Here is a 15172-nt window from a genome sequence, read left to right as displayed (position 1 = left end):
CGCCGGGAGCGGCATCGCGGCCGCCCCCGGATTGTGCTCAGCTTTCGTGGTGGTCGTGGTCGTGGCGCCCGTCGTGGTGGGCCGGGGCCGGCCGCTGTGCCGGATGCGACTCGGCCGGACGCGGCGCCGGCATGCGCGGCGGCGGCGAGAACCGGGCAACGCGCTGCTCCTGGCGTGGTTCCGGCATCGGTGCGCGCATCGCCTCGCGCGGCATCTCCGGCGCCCGCGCTTCGCGTTCGGGCGCCGGCGCATGCCAGGCCTGGGCGCGCGGGGCGTCGGCCGGCATCGCCTGGCGCGGCGGCTGCGTGCGTGCCATCTCGCGCGCGAAGCCGGAGGGCTGCATGCCCGGGTCGCCGTGCCGCGGCGGTTCGGCGACGCGCGCTTCGGGCATGCCGCCACGATTGGCGACGGCCTCGTGCGGCACCGGCGTGGGCGTCAGCGCCTGCGGGACCGGGCGGCCATGGAACTGCGGGACCGGCATCGACGGAGCCGCGCGCGGTGCGTTCGGCTGGGCCATCGCCACGGTATGTGGCGGTGCCGCGGCGCGCTGGGCGAAGCCGGGCAGCAGCCGCGGATCGCGCGCGGCGGCCATGGCCGCTGGCGTGCCCGGGCCCGGCAGGCGCTGCACCGGTGGCGGCATCGCCGCGACCGGTCGGCCGGCCTGCAGCATCTGGTGGGTGAAGTGCGGCATGCTCTGCGGCATCGCGCCCGGCTGGGCGCGGGCCGGCCCGAACGCCGCCGCCGGGGCGCGTGCGCCCATCGCGGCGGCGGTCATTGCGGCACTTGGAGCATGCGCGGCGGCGAAGGCCTGCTGACCGCCCGGCCCACCCATCGGTGCGGCCGGCGGCGGCGCGCCGCGGTAGTCGTTGTGCACGTAGCTGCGGTTGTCGTAGTGGTTGTTGATGATGGTGGTGCGCGGCGCGTACACGCTGTTGCGGTAGACCACGTAGTTCGGCGCCGATGGCGGCGCGTTCCAGTTCACCCCCCAGTTGTTCCAGCCCCAGCTGTGCCACGGCGGCGCCGGTTCCAGCCAGCCGAACACGCTGTGGTGGTGGTGTTCGAGCGCGTCGCCGACCAGCACGCCGACGCCGAAGGAGATGATGCCGGCGGTGACCAGGTCGCCGGTGTCGTAGTAGGGGCGCGGCGGGCGGTAGCGGTACTCGCGGTAGACGTTGACCGGCGCGCCGTAGACCACGTCGGGGTCGTAGCGCGGCACGTAGACCACGTCCGGCTGCGCCGGTTCGATCACGATGGTGCGGGTCGGCGGTGGCACCGCGTCGGCATAGGCCGGCGCCGGTTCGACCACGGTGCGCTGCACCACCTGCACGCGCTGTTGCGGGGTGCTGCGCAGGTGGCCCTGCGCCTGCGCACGCTGGCGCATCACCTGCACCGCGTCCAGCACCTGGTTGGGGTCGTGGGCGTAGGCATCGCCCAGCGAGCGGGTCCAGTCGCCGTTGCCGGCCAGTTGGTCGACCACGTCGGGGAAGGCGGTCAGCGCCTTGACGCTGGGGTCCCAGGGCTGCGCCGCGGCCGCCTGCAGGCGGTCGGTGGCGGACAGGGTGCGGTTGTTGCGCAGCCAGTCCTGCGCAGACACCACCTGATCCGGATACACCGAGGCGGCGAGGGTCTGCGCCAGCAGCTTGTCCGGGAACAGCGCGATCGGCGCCACCAGTTGATACAGCTGGTCGGCGGTGGGCGGTACGTAGGGGGTGGGCGCGGGGGCCGCGGCGGGGGCGGGCGCATCGGCCTGGGTCGCGGGGGATGGCGTTTCTTGTCGCTGACAGGCGCCCAGCGCCACCACGCTCAGCGCGGTGAACAGGGCCAGCCTGGCCGGGGGCAGGGGACGGAACTCCATGCGACACCTCATCGAGCGGGGCGAAGGTGGCCGCAGCATGCGCCGCCTTGGGTGTCTGCGACCTTTCTGCGCAGCGTCGCCGCGCGGGCCAGCGAGCGCGCGTTCAGCCTGAGCTGGCCGCCTATTCAGGCCGGCACGGACAGGCGGAACAGCACCAGGCTGAGCGCCAGCGTGGCCATGCCCGCGACCAGGCCGTACACCGTCTCGTGCCCTTGCGCATAGCGCTTGGCCGCCGGCAGCAGTTCGTCCAGTGCCAGGAACACCATCACCCCGGCGATCAGCCCGAACACCGCGCCGAACACCGCCTCGGACAGGAAGCGTGCCAGCGCGACGTAGCCGACCAGCGCGCCGATCGGCTCGGCCAGGCCGGACAGCAGGCTGGCGCCGAAGGCATAGGACTTGCGCCCGGTGGCGTAATGCACCGGCACCGCGATGGCGATGCCCTCGGGGATGTTGTGCACGGCGATGGCGAAGGCCAGCGGCATGCCGACCGCCGGGCTTTCCAGCGTCGCGAAGAAGGTGGCCAGGCCCTCGGGGAAATTGTGCGCGGTGATCGCCACCGCGGTGAGCAGGCCGACACGCTTGACGTAGGCACGGTTGTCGTCGCGGAACAGCGGATCGCGGCTGTTGAGGCTTTCGTGCGGATTGGGTACCAGCCGGTCGATGGTCACGATCAGCACCATGCCGGCCAGGAACGCCAGGGTGGCGTAGGCCTGGCCCAGGCGCGGATCGAAGGCCTCGCTGAAGGCGGCGATCGACTTGCCGAGGATCTCGGTCAGCGACACGTACACCATCGCGCCGGCGGAGAATGCCAGGCCGAAGGCGAGGAGGCGCGGATTGGGCCCCTTGCTGAACAACACCAGCACGCTGCCCAGGCCGGTGGCCAGGCCGGCGGCGAGGGTCACGCCGAGCGCGACCAGGACATTGTGCAGCGGGATATCCAGCATGCGCCGGCGGCTCCTAGGAAGAGGCGTCGATCAAACCCGGCGCGGTGCGGGTGTCGCGTGAAGGCGCGCCGCGCGCGCCCATGGTTCAGCCAGCCTTGTGCGCCTGGGCGTCCAGCGCGAAGCAACGGTCCGGGCGCGGCTGCGGCGGATTGAAATTGACCGGCACCTGGATGGTCCACGGCACCGTCTGGCCGTTGCGGGTGGCGGGCTTGAAGGTCCAGCCGCGCACGGCCTCCTGCGCCGAGGCGTCCAGCTTGGCCTGGCCGCTGCCGGCAACCACGTCCACCTCGGTCGGCTTGCCCTGCACGCCGACCACCACCTTCAGCACCACCTTGCCGCCAACACCGGCGCAGGCAACGTCGATCGGATAGTCCGGCGGCGGCGTCTTCACCGCGGCGACCTCGGTCGGCGGCTGCGCCACGGTGTGTTGCTGCGATTGCTGGGATTGGCCGCAGGCGCTGAGCAGCACGGCGCTCAGGCAGGCCAGGGGGAGCAGACGGCGGGCGGTAGCGGTGGCGGTCATCGGGTTCATTCCGGAAGAGCGGACGCCTTGGCGGCGCAGATGAAGTCGTTCTCGCTGAGGCCACCGACATCGTGGGTGGAATAGCGCACCACCACGCGGTCGTAGTGCACGCCCAGGTCGGGGTGGTGGTCCTCGCGGTGGGCGATCCAGGCCAGCGCGTTGACGAAGGCCAGGGTGCGGTAATAGTCGGGGAAGCGGAAGGTGCGGCTGATCGCGGTGCCGTTTTCCACCACTTCCCAGCCGGGCACCTGCGGCAGCAGTTCGGCCAGGCGCGCCTGGGTCAGTTTGTATTCGCTGCCCTTGCAGGGCGAGCAATGGGCCTGGACGAGCGGGATCAGGTCGTTCATGGTGGTCTCTGCAGTGGAACGGACAGGGCCGGTCAACATACCGCCCGCGACGAGCGCAGGGCGTGGAAGGGTCTAGAATACCCGCATGATCCAGATCTCAGACAACGCACAGGCCCATTTCCGCAAGTTGCTCGAACGCGAGGCCGTGCCCGGCATGGGCGTACGCCTGAGCGCGGTCGATGCCGGCACCCCGCGCGCCGATGCGCGGCTGGAGTTCGCCGAGCCGGCGGACCTGGCCGGCGACGAATGGGCGATCGATTGCGCCGGCTTCACTCTGTACGTGGCAGCCGACAGCGTCGGCTGGCTCGACGGCGCGGAAATCGACTACGTCACCCAGGGCACCGGCCAGCAACTCACCATCAAGGCGCCGAAGATCAAGGGCGAAGCCCCGGGCGAGGCGGCCTCGCTGGTGGAACGGGTGCGCTGGGTGGTGGAAAACGAGGTCAATCCGCAGCTGGCCCAGCATGGCGGCCGCGTGGCGGTGCAGGAAGTGTCCGCCGATGGCGTGGTGCTGCTGCGCTTCGGCGGCGGCTGCCACGGCTGCGGCATGGCCGACGTGACCTTGAAGCAGGGCATCGAGAAGACCTTGATGGGCCGCGTGCCGGGCGTGACCGCGGTGCGCGACGCCACCGACCACGACAGCGGCAGCGCCCCCTACATTCCGCGCGATTCGGCCGCCTGACTTTCCACTGCCGGTGACGCGCGCCACCGACATCCTCGACGCGTTGTTGGCGCGCACGCCGCGCAAGCTGCTGCGCGATCGCCGCACCGGCCTGCCGTACGCGTGGGCGCACTGGATCGCGGCGCAACCGGCCGTGCCTCGGCCGTTCGCGGCCCCCGAGCTGATCGCGGCGATGCCGCCGGCGTCGCCGCCTGCGACCCTGCGCCTGCCGGCCTTGCCGCTGTGGCAGGCGTTCCGCCGCCTGTGGTGGCAGCACTGGGATCCGGCGCCCTACGACCAGCGCTGGTGGCGGCGCCTGGCCGTCCTGCTGAGCTTGTTGCTGCACCTGCTATTCGCGGTGTTTTTGCTGTGGGTGGCGTTCGTGCGCTGGCTGCCGCCGCGCGCCGACGCGGACGCCGCCGGGCGCGTACAGGTGGAATTCGTCGGCCGCGGCACGCCCGCCGAACGCGGTGGCGGTGCGCCGGCCGAGGCGGCCGCCGCTGCAACGGCGGCGGCGCCGACCCCGCGTGCGCAGCATGCCGCGACCACGCGCTCGCGCCCGACGCCGCCGGCTGCTGCCGCGCCCGCACCGGCCGCTGCGCCGACTCCGGTTCCCGCTCCAGCTCCCGTTCCGCCGGTACCCACGCAGACCACGGCCAGTGCGCCGCCACCGCCGGCGGAGCAGCCGCTGCAGGTGACCGAGACCCCGACGCCCACCCGCGACTTCGTGCTGCCGCCGCCGCCGAGCGTGCGCGTGCCGGTGCCGACACCGCGCGCGGTGGTGCCGCCGGACGTGCAGGTGCCGGTGCGCGAGGTCGAGGTGGTCACAGACATGCCGACCGTGGCGCAGTTGCGCCCGCGCGACATCGCGGTGCCGCGCCCAGTCGCACCGCAGGTGCAGGTGCGCGAACGCGAGGTGCCGGCACCGCTGCCGCAGGTGCAGATTCCGGCGCCCCGGCTGCGCACGCCGGCGCCCACGCCGGTGCCGCGCAGCGCCGAGGTGCCGCAGGTGCGTCAGATCGAAGTGCCGACGCCGAGCACCGCTACCGCGAGCGCGCCCATGCCAGCACCGGCGACCGCTCCGGACGCAGCGCCGGCCAGCGCGCCGACAGCGCAGCAGGCGCCGGTCGCAGCAGCCGGTGCCGCCGTCAGTGCGCCCGCCAAGCCGACCGCGCCCGCGGCCGGCACCGCGCCGCCCGGGAGCCAGGCCGCGGCCCCGGGCAGCGGCCCGGCCCCGGTCGCTCGCGATGGTGGCTGGGCCACGCCGCAGCGTGGCGACGACTGGGGCGCGGCTGCGCGCAACCGCCCCGGCGATGCCGGTGCCGGCGCCAGCAAGGGCGGCGGCTTGTTCAATGCCGACGGCAGCGTGCGCCTGGCCGACGGCCGCGGCAACGACCAGACGCCTGCGCGCAGCGCGCCCGGGTCCGAGACCGACAGCTGGACCCGCGAGCGCATCGAAAAGGCCGGGGAGTGGCTCAAGCGTCCGCCATACGACTACACGCCGACCTCGTTCGACAAGTACTGGCTGCCGAACGCGACTCTGCTGGAGGAGTGGGTGCGGCGCGGCATCAAGTCGGTGAAGATCCCGATTCCGGGCACCACCAGCAGCATTTCCTGCGTGATCTCGATCCTGCAGGTGGGTGGCGGCTGCGGCATCACCGATCCCAATCTCAACGAGCAGCCGGCCGGCGCGCGGCCGCCACCGAACGTGCCGTTCAAGCGCGAACTGCAAGAGGACAACGGCAGCCGCTGAGCGCGGCGATGACTGGATCGGGACGGGTTCGTTGTCGCTGTGCGATGCGGGATGCGCCGGGACGGCGTGCGCCATGCCTGGCTGCACACCGGTCATGCCGATCGCGATGGGGAGTCGGCCTATGCCGAGCGAGACGTCGAGATCGGCGCGTAGAACACCGCACACCACGCTGCTGATGCCCGGGATCGCCCGAGCGTCCGGCACGTCATGCGACGTGCCGGATGCCTGGCAATGGTCCGCTCAGTTCACGCCGTGCAGGTCGCGCAACTGGCTGCTGCGCGAGCCGAAGTAAGCGGCCAGGTCGGCGATGTCCTGGTCGCTCAGCTGCGCCGCCTGCGGGCTCATCAGCGGATGCGTGCGGGTGCCGCCGCGATAGGCCTGCAGTGCGTGCGCGAGATAGTCGCCGTACTGGCCGCCGAGCTTGGGATAGGTCGGGTCGATCGGCGCGTTGCCGTCGGCGCCATGGCAGTCGATGCAGCTCTGCCCAGTGGCCTTGCCTTTGGCGTGGGCCAGCTTGTCGCCGGCCTCGATGCGCCCGCCGGGCAGGCCGGCGGAGGAGCCGGAACCGTGCTCGCCGCTGGCGTGGCCGGGGTCGCCGGCGGATTTGCTGGTGGATTCCACCTGCGATTGCGAACAGGCCCCCAGGCACAGGGCGGCAAGCAGGACGAGGGCGGGACGCAAGGCGTGCGCGGCGTTCGGCATGGGAGGCCTACTTGAGGGTGGACAGGAAAGCGGCGATGTCGGCGATCTCCTGGTCGGAGAAGCTTTCCGCCTGGGCCTGCATGGTCGGATGCTTGCGCTTGCCGAGCCGGTATTCGGTCAGCGCCTGGGTCAGGTACTGCGCCGACTGCCCGCCGATCTTGGGGATGCGGTAGCTGGGGTAGGCGTTCTTGTAGCCGGTGACGCCGTGGCAGCCCTGGCACGTATAGGTGAGCACCCGACCATTGGCGGCATTGCCCTGCACGGGCGCGGGTGCCGCGGCTGCGGCGGCGGGAGCGGCGGGCGCCGGCGCGGTCTGCGCCATGGCCGGGGCGGCCCCAACAGAAACGAGTACGGCCAGAGCAAAACAAGCGGCTAGCGGCTGCGTGCGCATGGTTTCGTGGTCCGGAGGACGGATTGGGGTTCCGGCGTGGGGGAACACGGAACGGCCCGAGTATAGCCTCACCTTTCGCAGCTCCGAAACTGGCCGTGGCGAGGGACCCGTGACCTTTGGGGCATTCGTCATGGCGTCGATTGGTGATCTACTTATCTACAACACCATTTACGCCATCCACCGGGGATACGACGATGACGCGACCGCTCACGCGCCGCACTGCCAGTTGCGCTGCCGCGCTGTTGGTCACCACCACGCTGTTGCTCAGCGCTTGCAAGCCGGCCGCCGAAGCCAAGGCCAAGGCCGCCGACAGCGAGAAGGTACCGGAGGCGGTGCCGGTGGAGGTGGCCGCGGCCAGCCGCCGCGCGGTGGCGGCCAGCTACAGCGGTACTGCGGCGCTGGAGGCCCGCGCCGAATCGCAGGTGGTGGCCAAGACCTCCGGCGTGGCCCTGGCGGTGCTGGCCGAGGAGGGCCAGCAGGTGCGCGCCGGGCAGCCGCTGGTGCGGCTGGATCCGGACCGTGCGCGGCTGGCGCTGGCGCAGAGCGAGGCGCAGCTGCGCAAGCTGGAGAACAACTACCGGCGCTCGCAGCAGTTGGTGGGCCAGCAACTGGTCAGCGCCGCCGACGTCGACCAGATCAAGTACGACCTGGCCAACGTGCGCGCGCAACACCAGTTGGCGTCGCTGGAACTGTCCTACGCCACGGTGACGGCGCCGATCTCCGGGGTGATCGCCTCGCGCTCGATCAAGACCGGCAACTTCGTGCAGATCAATACGCCGATCTTCCGCATCGTTGACGATTCGCGCCTGGAGGCCACGCTCAACGTGCCCGAGCGCGAACTGGCCACGCTCAAGACCGGGCAGCCGGTGACCCTGCTGGCCGATGCGCTGCCGGGCAAGCAGTTCCGCGGCCGGGTCGACCGCATCGCGCCGGTGGTGGATGCCGGTAGCGGTACCTTCCGCGTGGTCTGCGCCTTCGACGAGGGCGCGCAGGCGCTGCAGCCGGGCATGTTCGGGCGCATCCGCATCGATTACGACCAGCGCGCCGATGCGCTGGTGGTGCCGCGGCTGGCGTTGCTCGACGATGGCGAGCCGGCGGTGTTCCGCGTGGTCGCCGGCAAGGTCGCGCGGGTGCCGGTGACGTTGGGCTATGCCGAAGGGCCGTGGGTGGAGATCCGCCAGGGCCTGCAGCCCGGCGACCAGGTGGTCACCGCCGGCAAGGTCGCGCTGCGCGACGGCAGTCGCGTGCAGGTGATCGCGCCGCAGCGTGAGGTCGCCGACGCCGCGCCGGCCACCGCCGCCGGAGCGCGCTGATGCACGGCGCCGATCCCGACGCGCACGCGCCGCCTGCGCCCGCCGCTGCGCACGGCGGCGGCCTGGTGGAATTCGCCACCCGCCGCCGCGTGACCATCGCGATGATCACCCTGACCATGCTGCTGTTCGGCGCGATCGCGCTGCACGGGCTCAAGGTGAACCTGCTGCCGGACCTGAGCTATCCGACCCTGACCGTGCGCACGGAATACGCCGGCGCCGCGCCGTCGGAGATCGAGACGCTGGTGACCGAGCCGGTGGAGGAAGCGGTCGGCGTGGTCAAGAACCTGCGCAAGCTCAAGTCGGTGTCGCGCACCGGGCAGAGCGACGTGGTGCTGGAGTTCGCCTGGGGCACCAACATGGACCAGGCCAGCCTGGAGGTGCGCGACAAGATGGAGGCGCTGTCGCTGCCGCTGGAGGCCAAGGCGCCGGTGCTGCTGCGCTTCAATCCGTCCACCCAGCCGATCATGCGCCTGGTGCTGTCGAGCAAGACCGCCGCGCACAGCGACGCCGAGGCGGTGCGCGCGCTGACCCAGTTGCGCCGCTACGCCGACGAGGATCTGAAGAAGAAGCTGGAGCCGGTGGCGGGCGTGGCTGCGGTCAAGGTCGGCGGCGGCCTGGAGGACGAGATCCAGGTGGATATCGACCAGCAGCGGCTGGCGCAGCTCAACATGCCGATCGACACGGTGATCGCGCGGCTCAAGGACGAGAACGTCAATCTTTCCGGCGGGCGCCTGGAGCAGGGCACGCAGCGCTACCTGGTGCGCACGGTCAATCAGTTCGCCGACCTGGACGAGATCCGCAACCTGTTGCTCACCACCCAGGGCGCCGGCGGCAACGCGGCGGACGCCGCCTTGCAGCAGATGTATGCGATCGCCGCCTCCACCGGTTCGGAAGCCGCGATCGCGGCCGCGTCGGCCGCGCAGAGCGCGACGTCCAGCACGACCACCATAGTCGCCGGCGGCATGCCGATCCGGCTCAAGGACGTGGCGCAGGTGCGGCAGGGCTACAAGGAGCGCGAGGCGATCATCCGCCTGGGCGGCAAGGAAGCGGTGGAACTGGCCATCTACAAGGAAGGCGACGCCAACACCGTGTCCACCGCCGCGGCACTGCGCAAGCGCCTGGAACAGCTGCAGGCGCAGATCCCGGCCGACGCCGAGTTGACCACGCTGGAAGACCAGTCGCGCTTCATCGAGCACGCCATCGGCGACGTCAAGAAGGATGCGGTGATCGGCGGCCTGCTGGCGATCCTGATCATCTTCCTGTTCCTGCGCGATGGCTGGAGCACGTTCGTGATCGGCCTGTCGCTGCCGGTGTCGATCGTGACCACGTTCTTCTTCATGGGCCAGCTCGGGCTGAGCCTCAACGTGATGTCGCTGGGCGGGCTGGCGCTGGCCACCGGCCTGGTGGTGGACGACTCGATCGTGGTGCTGGAAAGCATCGCCAAGGCGCGCGAGCGCGGCCTGAGCGTGCTCGATGCGGCGATCGTCGGCACCCGCGAGGTCGGCATGGCGGTGGTCGCCTCGACCCTGACCACCATCGCGGTGTTCTTGCCGCTGGTGTTCGTGGAAGGCGTGGCCGGGCAACTGTTCCGCGACCAGGCGCTGACCGTGGCGATCGCCATCGCGATCTCGCTGGTGGTGTCGATGACCCTGATCCCGATGCTCAGTTCGCTGAAGGGCCGCCCGCCGTTGGCATTCCCGGTGGAACCGGCGGCGGCGCGCTGGCAGCCGCAGCGCGGCTGGCTGAAGCCGCTGGCCTGGAGCCGGCGCGGGGCCGGTGCGGCGGTGCGCGGCGTGTGCTTCGGTGTGGCCTGGTCGTGCGTGCGGCTGTGGCGCGGCGCGGTGGCGCTGGTCGCGCCGGTGATGCGCAAGGCCAGCGACCTGGCGATGGCGCCGTACGCGCTGGCCGAGCGCGGCTACCTGCGGCTGTTGCCGGGCGCGCTGGCGCGTCCGGGCTGGGTGCTGGGGCTGGCGGCGCTGGCCTTCGCCGCGACGCTGGCGGTGGCGCCGCTGCTGGGCGCCGACCTGATCCCGCAGCTGGCGCAGGACCGCTTCGAGATGACCGTGAAACTGCCGGCCGGTACGCCGTTGCGGCAGACCGACGCGCTGGTGCGCGAACTGCAGGAGGTCCACGGCAAGGATGCGGGCGTGCAGGCGCTGTACGGGGTCAGCGGCAGCGGCACCCGGCTCGACGCAAGCCCCACCGAGAGCGGCGAGAACATCGGCAAGCTGACCATCGCCATGGCCGGCGGTGGCAGTGCGCAGTTCGAGGCGCAGCAGAGCGAGCGCATGCGCGCGACGATGCGTAACCATCCGGGCGTGCAGGTCGGTTTCAGCCGGCCCGAGCTGTTCAGTTTCTCCACGCCGCTGGAGATCGAACTGCGCGGCCAGGATCTGCAGACCATCCAGCACGCTGGGCAGAAACTGGCGGCGCTGCTGCGCGGCAACGGCCACTTCGCCGACGTCAAATCCACGGTGGAGGAGGGCTTCCCGGAGATCCAGATCCGCTTCGACCAGGAGCGCGCCGGCGCGCTGGGCCTGACCACGCGGCAGATCGCCGACGTGGTGGTGAAGAAGGTGCGCGGCGACGTCGCCACTCGCTACAGCTTCCGCGACCGCAAGATCGACGTGCTGGTGCGCGCGCAGCAGAGCGACCGCGCCAGCGTCGACAGCATCCGTCGGCTGATCGTCAATCCGGGCAGCAGCCGGCCGGTGACCCTGGACGCGGTCGCCGACGTCGTCGCCACCACCGGGCCCAGCGAAATCCACCGCGCCGACCAGATCCGCGTGGCGATCGTCTCGGCCAACCTGCGCGACATCGACCTGGGCGGCGCGGTGCGCGAGGTCGGCGCGATGGTGGCGCGCGATCCGCTCGGTGCCGGCGTCGGCATGCACATCGGCGGGCAGGGCGAGGAGTTGGCGCAGTCCGCGCGCTCGCTGCTGTTCGCGTTCGGCCTGGCGGTGTTCCTGGTGTACCTGGTGATGGCCTCGCAGTTCGAGTCGCTGCTGCATCCGTTCGTCATCCTGTTCACCATCCCGCTGGCGCTGGTCGGCGCGGTGCTGGCGCTGCTGCTGACTGGCAAGCCGGTGTCGGTGGTGGTGTTCATCGGCCTGATCCTGCTGGTGGGCCTGGTGACCAAGAACGCGATCATCCTGATCGACAAGGTCAACCAGCTGCGCGAGGAGGGCGTGGCCAAGCGCGCCGCGCTGATCGAAGGGGCGCGCTCGCGGCTGCGGCCGATCGTGATGACCACGCTGTGCACATTGTTCGGCTTCCTGCCGCTGGCGATCGCCAGTGGCGAGGGCGCCGAGGTGCGCGCGCCGATGGCGATCACCGTGATCGGCGGGCTGCTGGTGTCGACGCTGTTGACCCTGCTGGTGATCCCGGTGGTCTACGACCGCCTGGATCGCCGCGCCGACGCGTACTACGCCGAGCGCGGACGCCGCGCGCGGCAGCGCGAGCACGGCGAGCAGCGCTTGCAGGGCGGTGAGGGCGCGCCGGCATGAGCGTCGCCGAGTTCAGCATTCGCCGTCCGGTCACCACCATCATGTGCTTCGTGTCGTTGGTGGTGGTCGGGCTGATCGCGGCCTTCCGCCTGCCGCTGGAGGCCTTGCCGGACATCTCCGCGCCGTTCCTGTTCGTGCAACTGCCGTACACCGGCTCGACCCCGGACGAGGTCGAGCGCAACCTGGTGCGGCCGACCGAGGAAGCGCTGGCGACGATGACCGGGATCAAGCGCATGCGCTCGACCGCCACCGCCGACGGCGCCAACATCTTCATCGAGTTCTCCGACTGGGACCGCGACATCGCCATCGCCGCCTCCGACGCGCGCGAGCGCATCGACGCGATCCGCGCCGATCTGCCGGCGGACCTGCGGCGCTACAACGTGTTCAAGTGGTCCAGCAGCGACCAGCCGGTGCTGAAGGTGCGCCTGGCCGGCGCGGCCGACCTGACCGGCGCGTACGACATGCTCGATCGCGAGTTCAAGCGCCGCCTGGAACGCATTCCCGGCGTGGCCAAGGTGTCGGTGTCCGGCGCGCCGCCGAACGAGGTCGAGATCGCCATCGCCCCGGACCGGCTCAGCGCGCACAACCTCAGCCTCAACCAGCTCAGCGAGCGCCTGGGCAAGCTCAACTTCTCGCTGTCGGCCGGGCAGATCGACGACAACGGCCAGCGCCTGCGGGTGCAGCCGATCGGCGAACTGCGCGACCTGCAGGAGCTGCGCGATCTGGTCATCGACAGCAAGGGCCTGCGCCTGGGCGACATCGCCGAGGTGCGGCTCAAGCCGACCCGGATGAGCTACGGCCGGCGCCTGGACGGACGCCCAGCGGTTGGCCTGGACGTGTTCAAGGAGCGCAGCGCCAACCTGGTCGAGGTCTCGCGCGCGGTGCTGGCCGAGGTCGAGCAGATCCGCAAGCAGCCGGCGCTGAGCGACGTGCAGATCAAGGTCATCGACAACCAGGGCAAGGCGGTGACCTCGTCGCTGGCGGAACTGGCCGAAGCCGGCGCGGTGGGCCTGCTGCTGTCGGTGACGGTGCTGTTCTTCTTCCTGCGCCACTGGCCGTCGACGCTGATGGTGACCCTGGCGATCCCGATCTGCTTCGCCATCACCCTGGGCTTCATGTACTTCGCCGGGGTCACCCTCAACATCCTGACCATGATGGGCCTGCTGCTGGCGGTCGGCATGCTGGTGGACAACGCCGTGGTGGTGGTGGAGAGCATCTACCAGGAGCGCGAGCGCATGCCCGACCAGCCGCAGCGCGCCTCCATCGTCGGCACCCGCAACGTCGCCATCGCGCTGTCGGCCGGCACCCTGTGCCACTGCATCGTGTTCGTGCCGAACCTGTTCGGCGAGACCAACAACATCAGCATCTTCATGTCGCAGATCGCCATCACCATCTCGGTGTCGCTGCTGGCGTCGTGGCTGGTGGCGGTGAGCCTGATCCCGATGCTGTCGGCGCGCATGCGCACCCCGGCGCTGGTGCATTCCCCGCACGGACTGATCCCGCGCCTGCAGCGCCGCTACGCGCGGGTGCTGGCCTGGTCGCTGGCGCACCGCGGCTGGAGCGTGAGCGCGATCGTGCTGATCAGCGCGCTGAGCGTGATCCCGATGATGCAGACCAAGAAGGACATGTTCGGCGGCGACGGCGGCGAGCAGGTCTTCATCGGCTACCAGTGGAAGGGCGTCTACACGCGCGAACAGATGGCCGAGGAAGTGACCCGGCTCGAACGCTTCATCGATGCGCGCCGCGCGCAATACCACGTGACCCAGGTGTATTCCTGGTTCAGCGAGGAGGAGGGCAGCAGCACCACGCTGACCGTGGACCTGAAGCAGGTCCGCGACCTGCCGGCGCTGATGGAACGCATCCGCAAGGAACTGCCGCGCTCGGCGCGGGTGGATTTCCACGTCGGCAACAGCAACGGCGGCGATGGCGGCAACGGCGGCGGGCAGACCGTGCAGGTGCAACTGGTCGGCGACTCCACCGAGGCGCTGCGCGCGCTGGCCGACGACGTGGTGCCGGTGCTGGCGCGGCGCAAGGAACTGCGCGACGTGCGTGTGGACAGTGGCGACCGCAGCACCGAACTGGCGGTGCGGGTGGACCGCGAGCGTGCCGCCGCGTTCGGCTTCAGCGCCGAGCAGGTCGCCAGCTTCGTCGGCCTGGCGCTGCGTGGCGCCTCCTTGCGCGAGTTCCGCCACGGCGACAACGAGGTGCCGGTGTGGGTGCGCTTCGCCGGCGCCGAGCAAACCTCGCCGGAGGATCTGGACAGCTTCAACGTGCGCACCCAGGACGGGCGCAGCGTGCCGCTGCTGAGCCTGGTCGAGACGCAACCGCGCGCGGCCGCGACCCAGATCGCCCGCACCAACCGCCAGACCACGCTGACCATCACCGCCAATCTCGGCGCCAAGGTCACCGCGCCGGAAGCCAAGCAGGCGATCGAGGACACGCTCAAGGCGGTCAGCTTCCCGGTCGGCTACCGCTACAGCTTCGACGGTGCGGACGGTCAGGACGACGACCAGGCCAGCCAGCAGATGCTGTTCAACCTGCTGATCGCGCTGCTGATGATCTACGTGGTGATGGCCGCGGTGTTCGAATCGCTGCTGTTCCCGGCGGCGATCATGAGCGGCGTGCTGTTCTCGGTGTTCGGCGTGTTCTGGCTGTTCTGGATCACCGGCACCAGCTTCGGGATCATGGCCTTCATCGGCATCCTGGTGCTGATGGGCGTGGTGGTGAACAACGGCATCGTGATGATCGAGCACATCAACAACCTGCGCCGGCGCGGCCTGGGCCGCACCGAGGCGCTGATCGAAGGCTCGCGCGAGCGCCTGCGGCCGATCATGATGACCATGGGCACGGCGATCCTGGCGATGGTGCCGATCTCGCTGACCACCACGCAGATGTTCGGCGACGGTCCGGCCTACTACCCGATGGCCCGCGCCATCGCTGGCGGCCTGGCGTTCTCGACCGTGGTCAGCCTGCTGTTTCTGCCGACCATCTACGCGATGCTCGACGATCTCAGCAATGGCGCGGCGGGCTTGGTGCAGCGCGCGCGTGGTGTCGCCGCACCGCAAGCCGCATGAGCTTTTCGTAGATACCGTCTTATCCCCTAGCAGGCAAGGCCCCTTTTCGGGTCGAACGCGGTGCCCGATTTGAGGACGCCATAGGCGAGGTGCAGGAGCT

General features: G+C 70.8%; 11 protein-coding genes. 5 read left to right on the top strand and 6 right to left on the bottom strand.

Going from position 1 to position 15172, the window contains the following annotated elements; translation table 11 throughout:
* Positions 1-37: 37 nt before the first annotated feature.
* The 4 genes from GGR64_RS19750 to GGR64_RS19735 form a co-directional block, all read right to left on the bottom strand.
* Positions 38-1855 carry a DUF3300 domain-containing protein gene (locus tag GGR64_RS19750; protein ID WP_184647968.1) on the bottom strand — a complete coding sequence of 606 codons (1818 nt, stop codon included), beginning with the start codon at positions 1853-1855 and terminating at the stop codon, positions 38-40.
* Positions 1856-1980: 125 nt separating this feature from the next.
* Entirely contained in the window at positions 1981-2802 is an 822-nt protein-coding gene (gene zupT / locus GGR64_RS19745) for a zinc transporter ZupT (RefSeq protein ID WP_184647966.1), read from the bottom strand.
* Positions 2803-2887: 85 nt separating this feature from the next.
* Positions 2888-3325, bottom strand: coding sequence for an energy transducer TonB (locus GGR64_RS19740; RefSeq protein ID WP_184647964.1), 438 nt, complete (start codon positions 3323-3325; stop codon positions 2888-2890).
* Between the two features lie 5 nt (positions 3326-3330).
* On the bottom strand, positions 3331-3672 hold the full coding sequence (locus GGR64_RS19735) for a 4a-hydroxytetrahydrobiopterin dehydratase (protein WP_160969936.1): 342 nt from the start codon (positions 3670-3672) through the stop codon (positions 3331-3333).
* Positions 3673-3757: 85 nt separating this feature from the next.
* On the opposite strand from GGR64_RS19735, the gene GGR64_RS19730 reads away from it, so the two are divergent.
* Both GGR64_RS19730 and GGR64_RS19725 read left to right on the top strand, forming a co-directional pair.
* Positions 3758-4354, top strand: a complete 597-nt coding sequence (locus GGR64_RS19730; RefSeq protein ID WP_010343876.1) for an NfuA family Fe-S biogenesis protein — start codon at positions 3758-3760, stop codon at positions 4352-4354.
* A gap of 13 nt (positions 4355-4367) precedes the next feature.
* A complete protein-coding gene (locus GGR64_RS19725; RefSeq protein ID WP_184647962.1) occupies positions 4368-6086 on the top strand; it encodes a transmembrane repetitive protein in 1719 nt (572 codons plus the stop codon).
* Between the two features lie 240 nt (positions 6087-6326).
* Here GGR64_RS19725 and GGR64_RS19720 read toward each other — a convergent pair whose 3' ends face one another.
* Together GGR64_RS19720 and GGR64_RS19715 are read right to left on the bottom strand one after the other, a co-directional pair.
* Positions 6327-6788 carry a cytochrome c gene (locus GGR64_RS19720; RefSeq protein ID WP_019800789.1) on the bottom strand — a complete coding sequence of 154 codons (462 nt, stop codon included), beginning with the start codon at positions 6786-6788 and terminating at the stop codon, positions 6327-6329.
* 7 nt (positions 6789-6795) lie between these two features.
* Entirely contained in the window at positions 6796-7179 is a 384-nt protein-coding gene (locus tag GGR64_RS19715) for a cytochrome c (RefSeq protein ID WP_026143839.1), read from the bottom strand.
* A gap of 194 nt (positions 7180-7373) precedes the next feature.
* On the opposite strand from GGR64_RS19715, the gene GGR64_RS19710 reads away from it, so the two are divergent.
* The 3 genes from GGR64_RS19710 to GGR64_RS19700 are packed head-to-tail and all read left to right on the top strand — an operon-like array spanning position 7374 to position 15072.
* Entirely contained in the window at positions 7374-8492 is a 1119-nt protein-coding gene (locus GGR64_RS19710) for an efflux RND transporter periplasmic adaptor subunit (protein WP_184647960.1), read from the top strand.
* A complete protein-coding gene (locus GGR64_RS19705) occupies positions 8492-11998 on the top strand; it encodes an efflux RND transporter permease subunit (RefSeq protein ID WP_184647959.1) in 3507 nt (1168 codons plus the stop codon). Before GGR64_RS19710 ends, GGR64_RS19705 begins: the two co-directional genes overlap by 1 nt.
* The gene (locus GGR64_RS19700) at positions 11995-15072 is read left to right on the top strand and encodes an efflux RND transporter permease subunit (RefSeq protein ID WP_184647957.1); all 3078 of its coding nucleotides are present in this window, start codon (positions 11995-11997) and stop codon (positions 15070-15072) included. Before GGR64_RS19705 ends, GGR64_RS19700 begins: the two co-directional genes overlap by 4 nt.
* The last annotated feature ends 100 nt before the right edge of the window (positions 15073-15172 follow it).

The organism is Xanthomonas sp. 3307 (assembly GCF_014199735.1).
Taxonomy (GTDB): domain Bacteria; phylum Pseudomonadota; class Gammaproteobacteria; order Xanthomonadales; family Xanthomonadaceae; genus Xanthomonas_A; species Xanthomonas_A rydalmerensis.
This window is presented reverse-complemented; position numbering and strand designations above follow the sequence as displayed.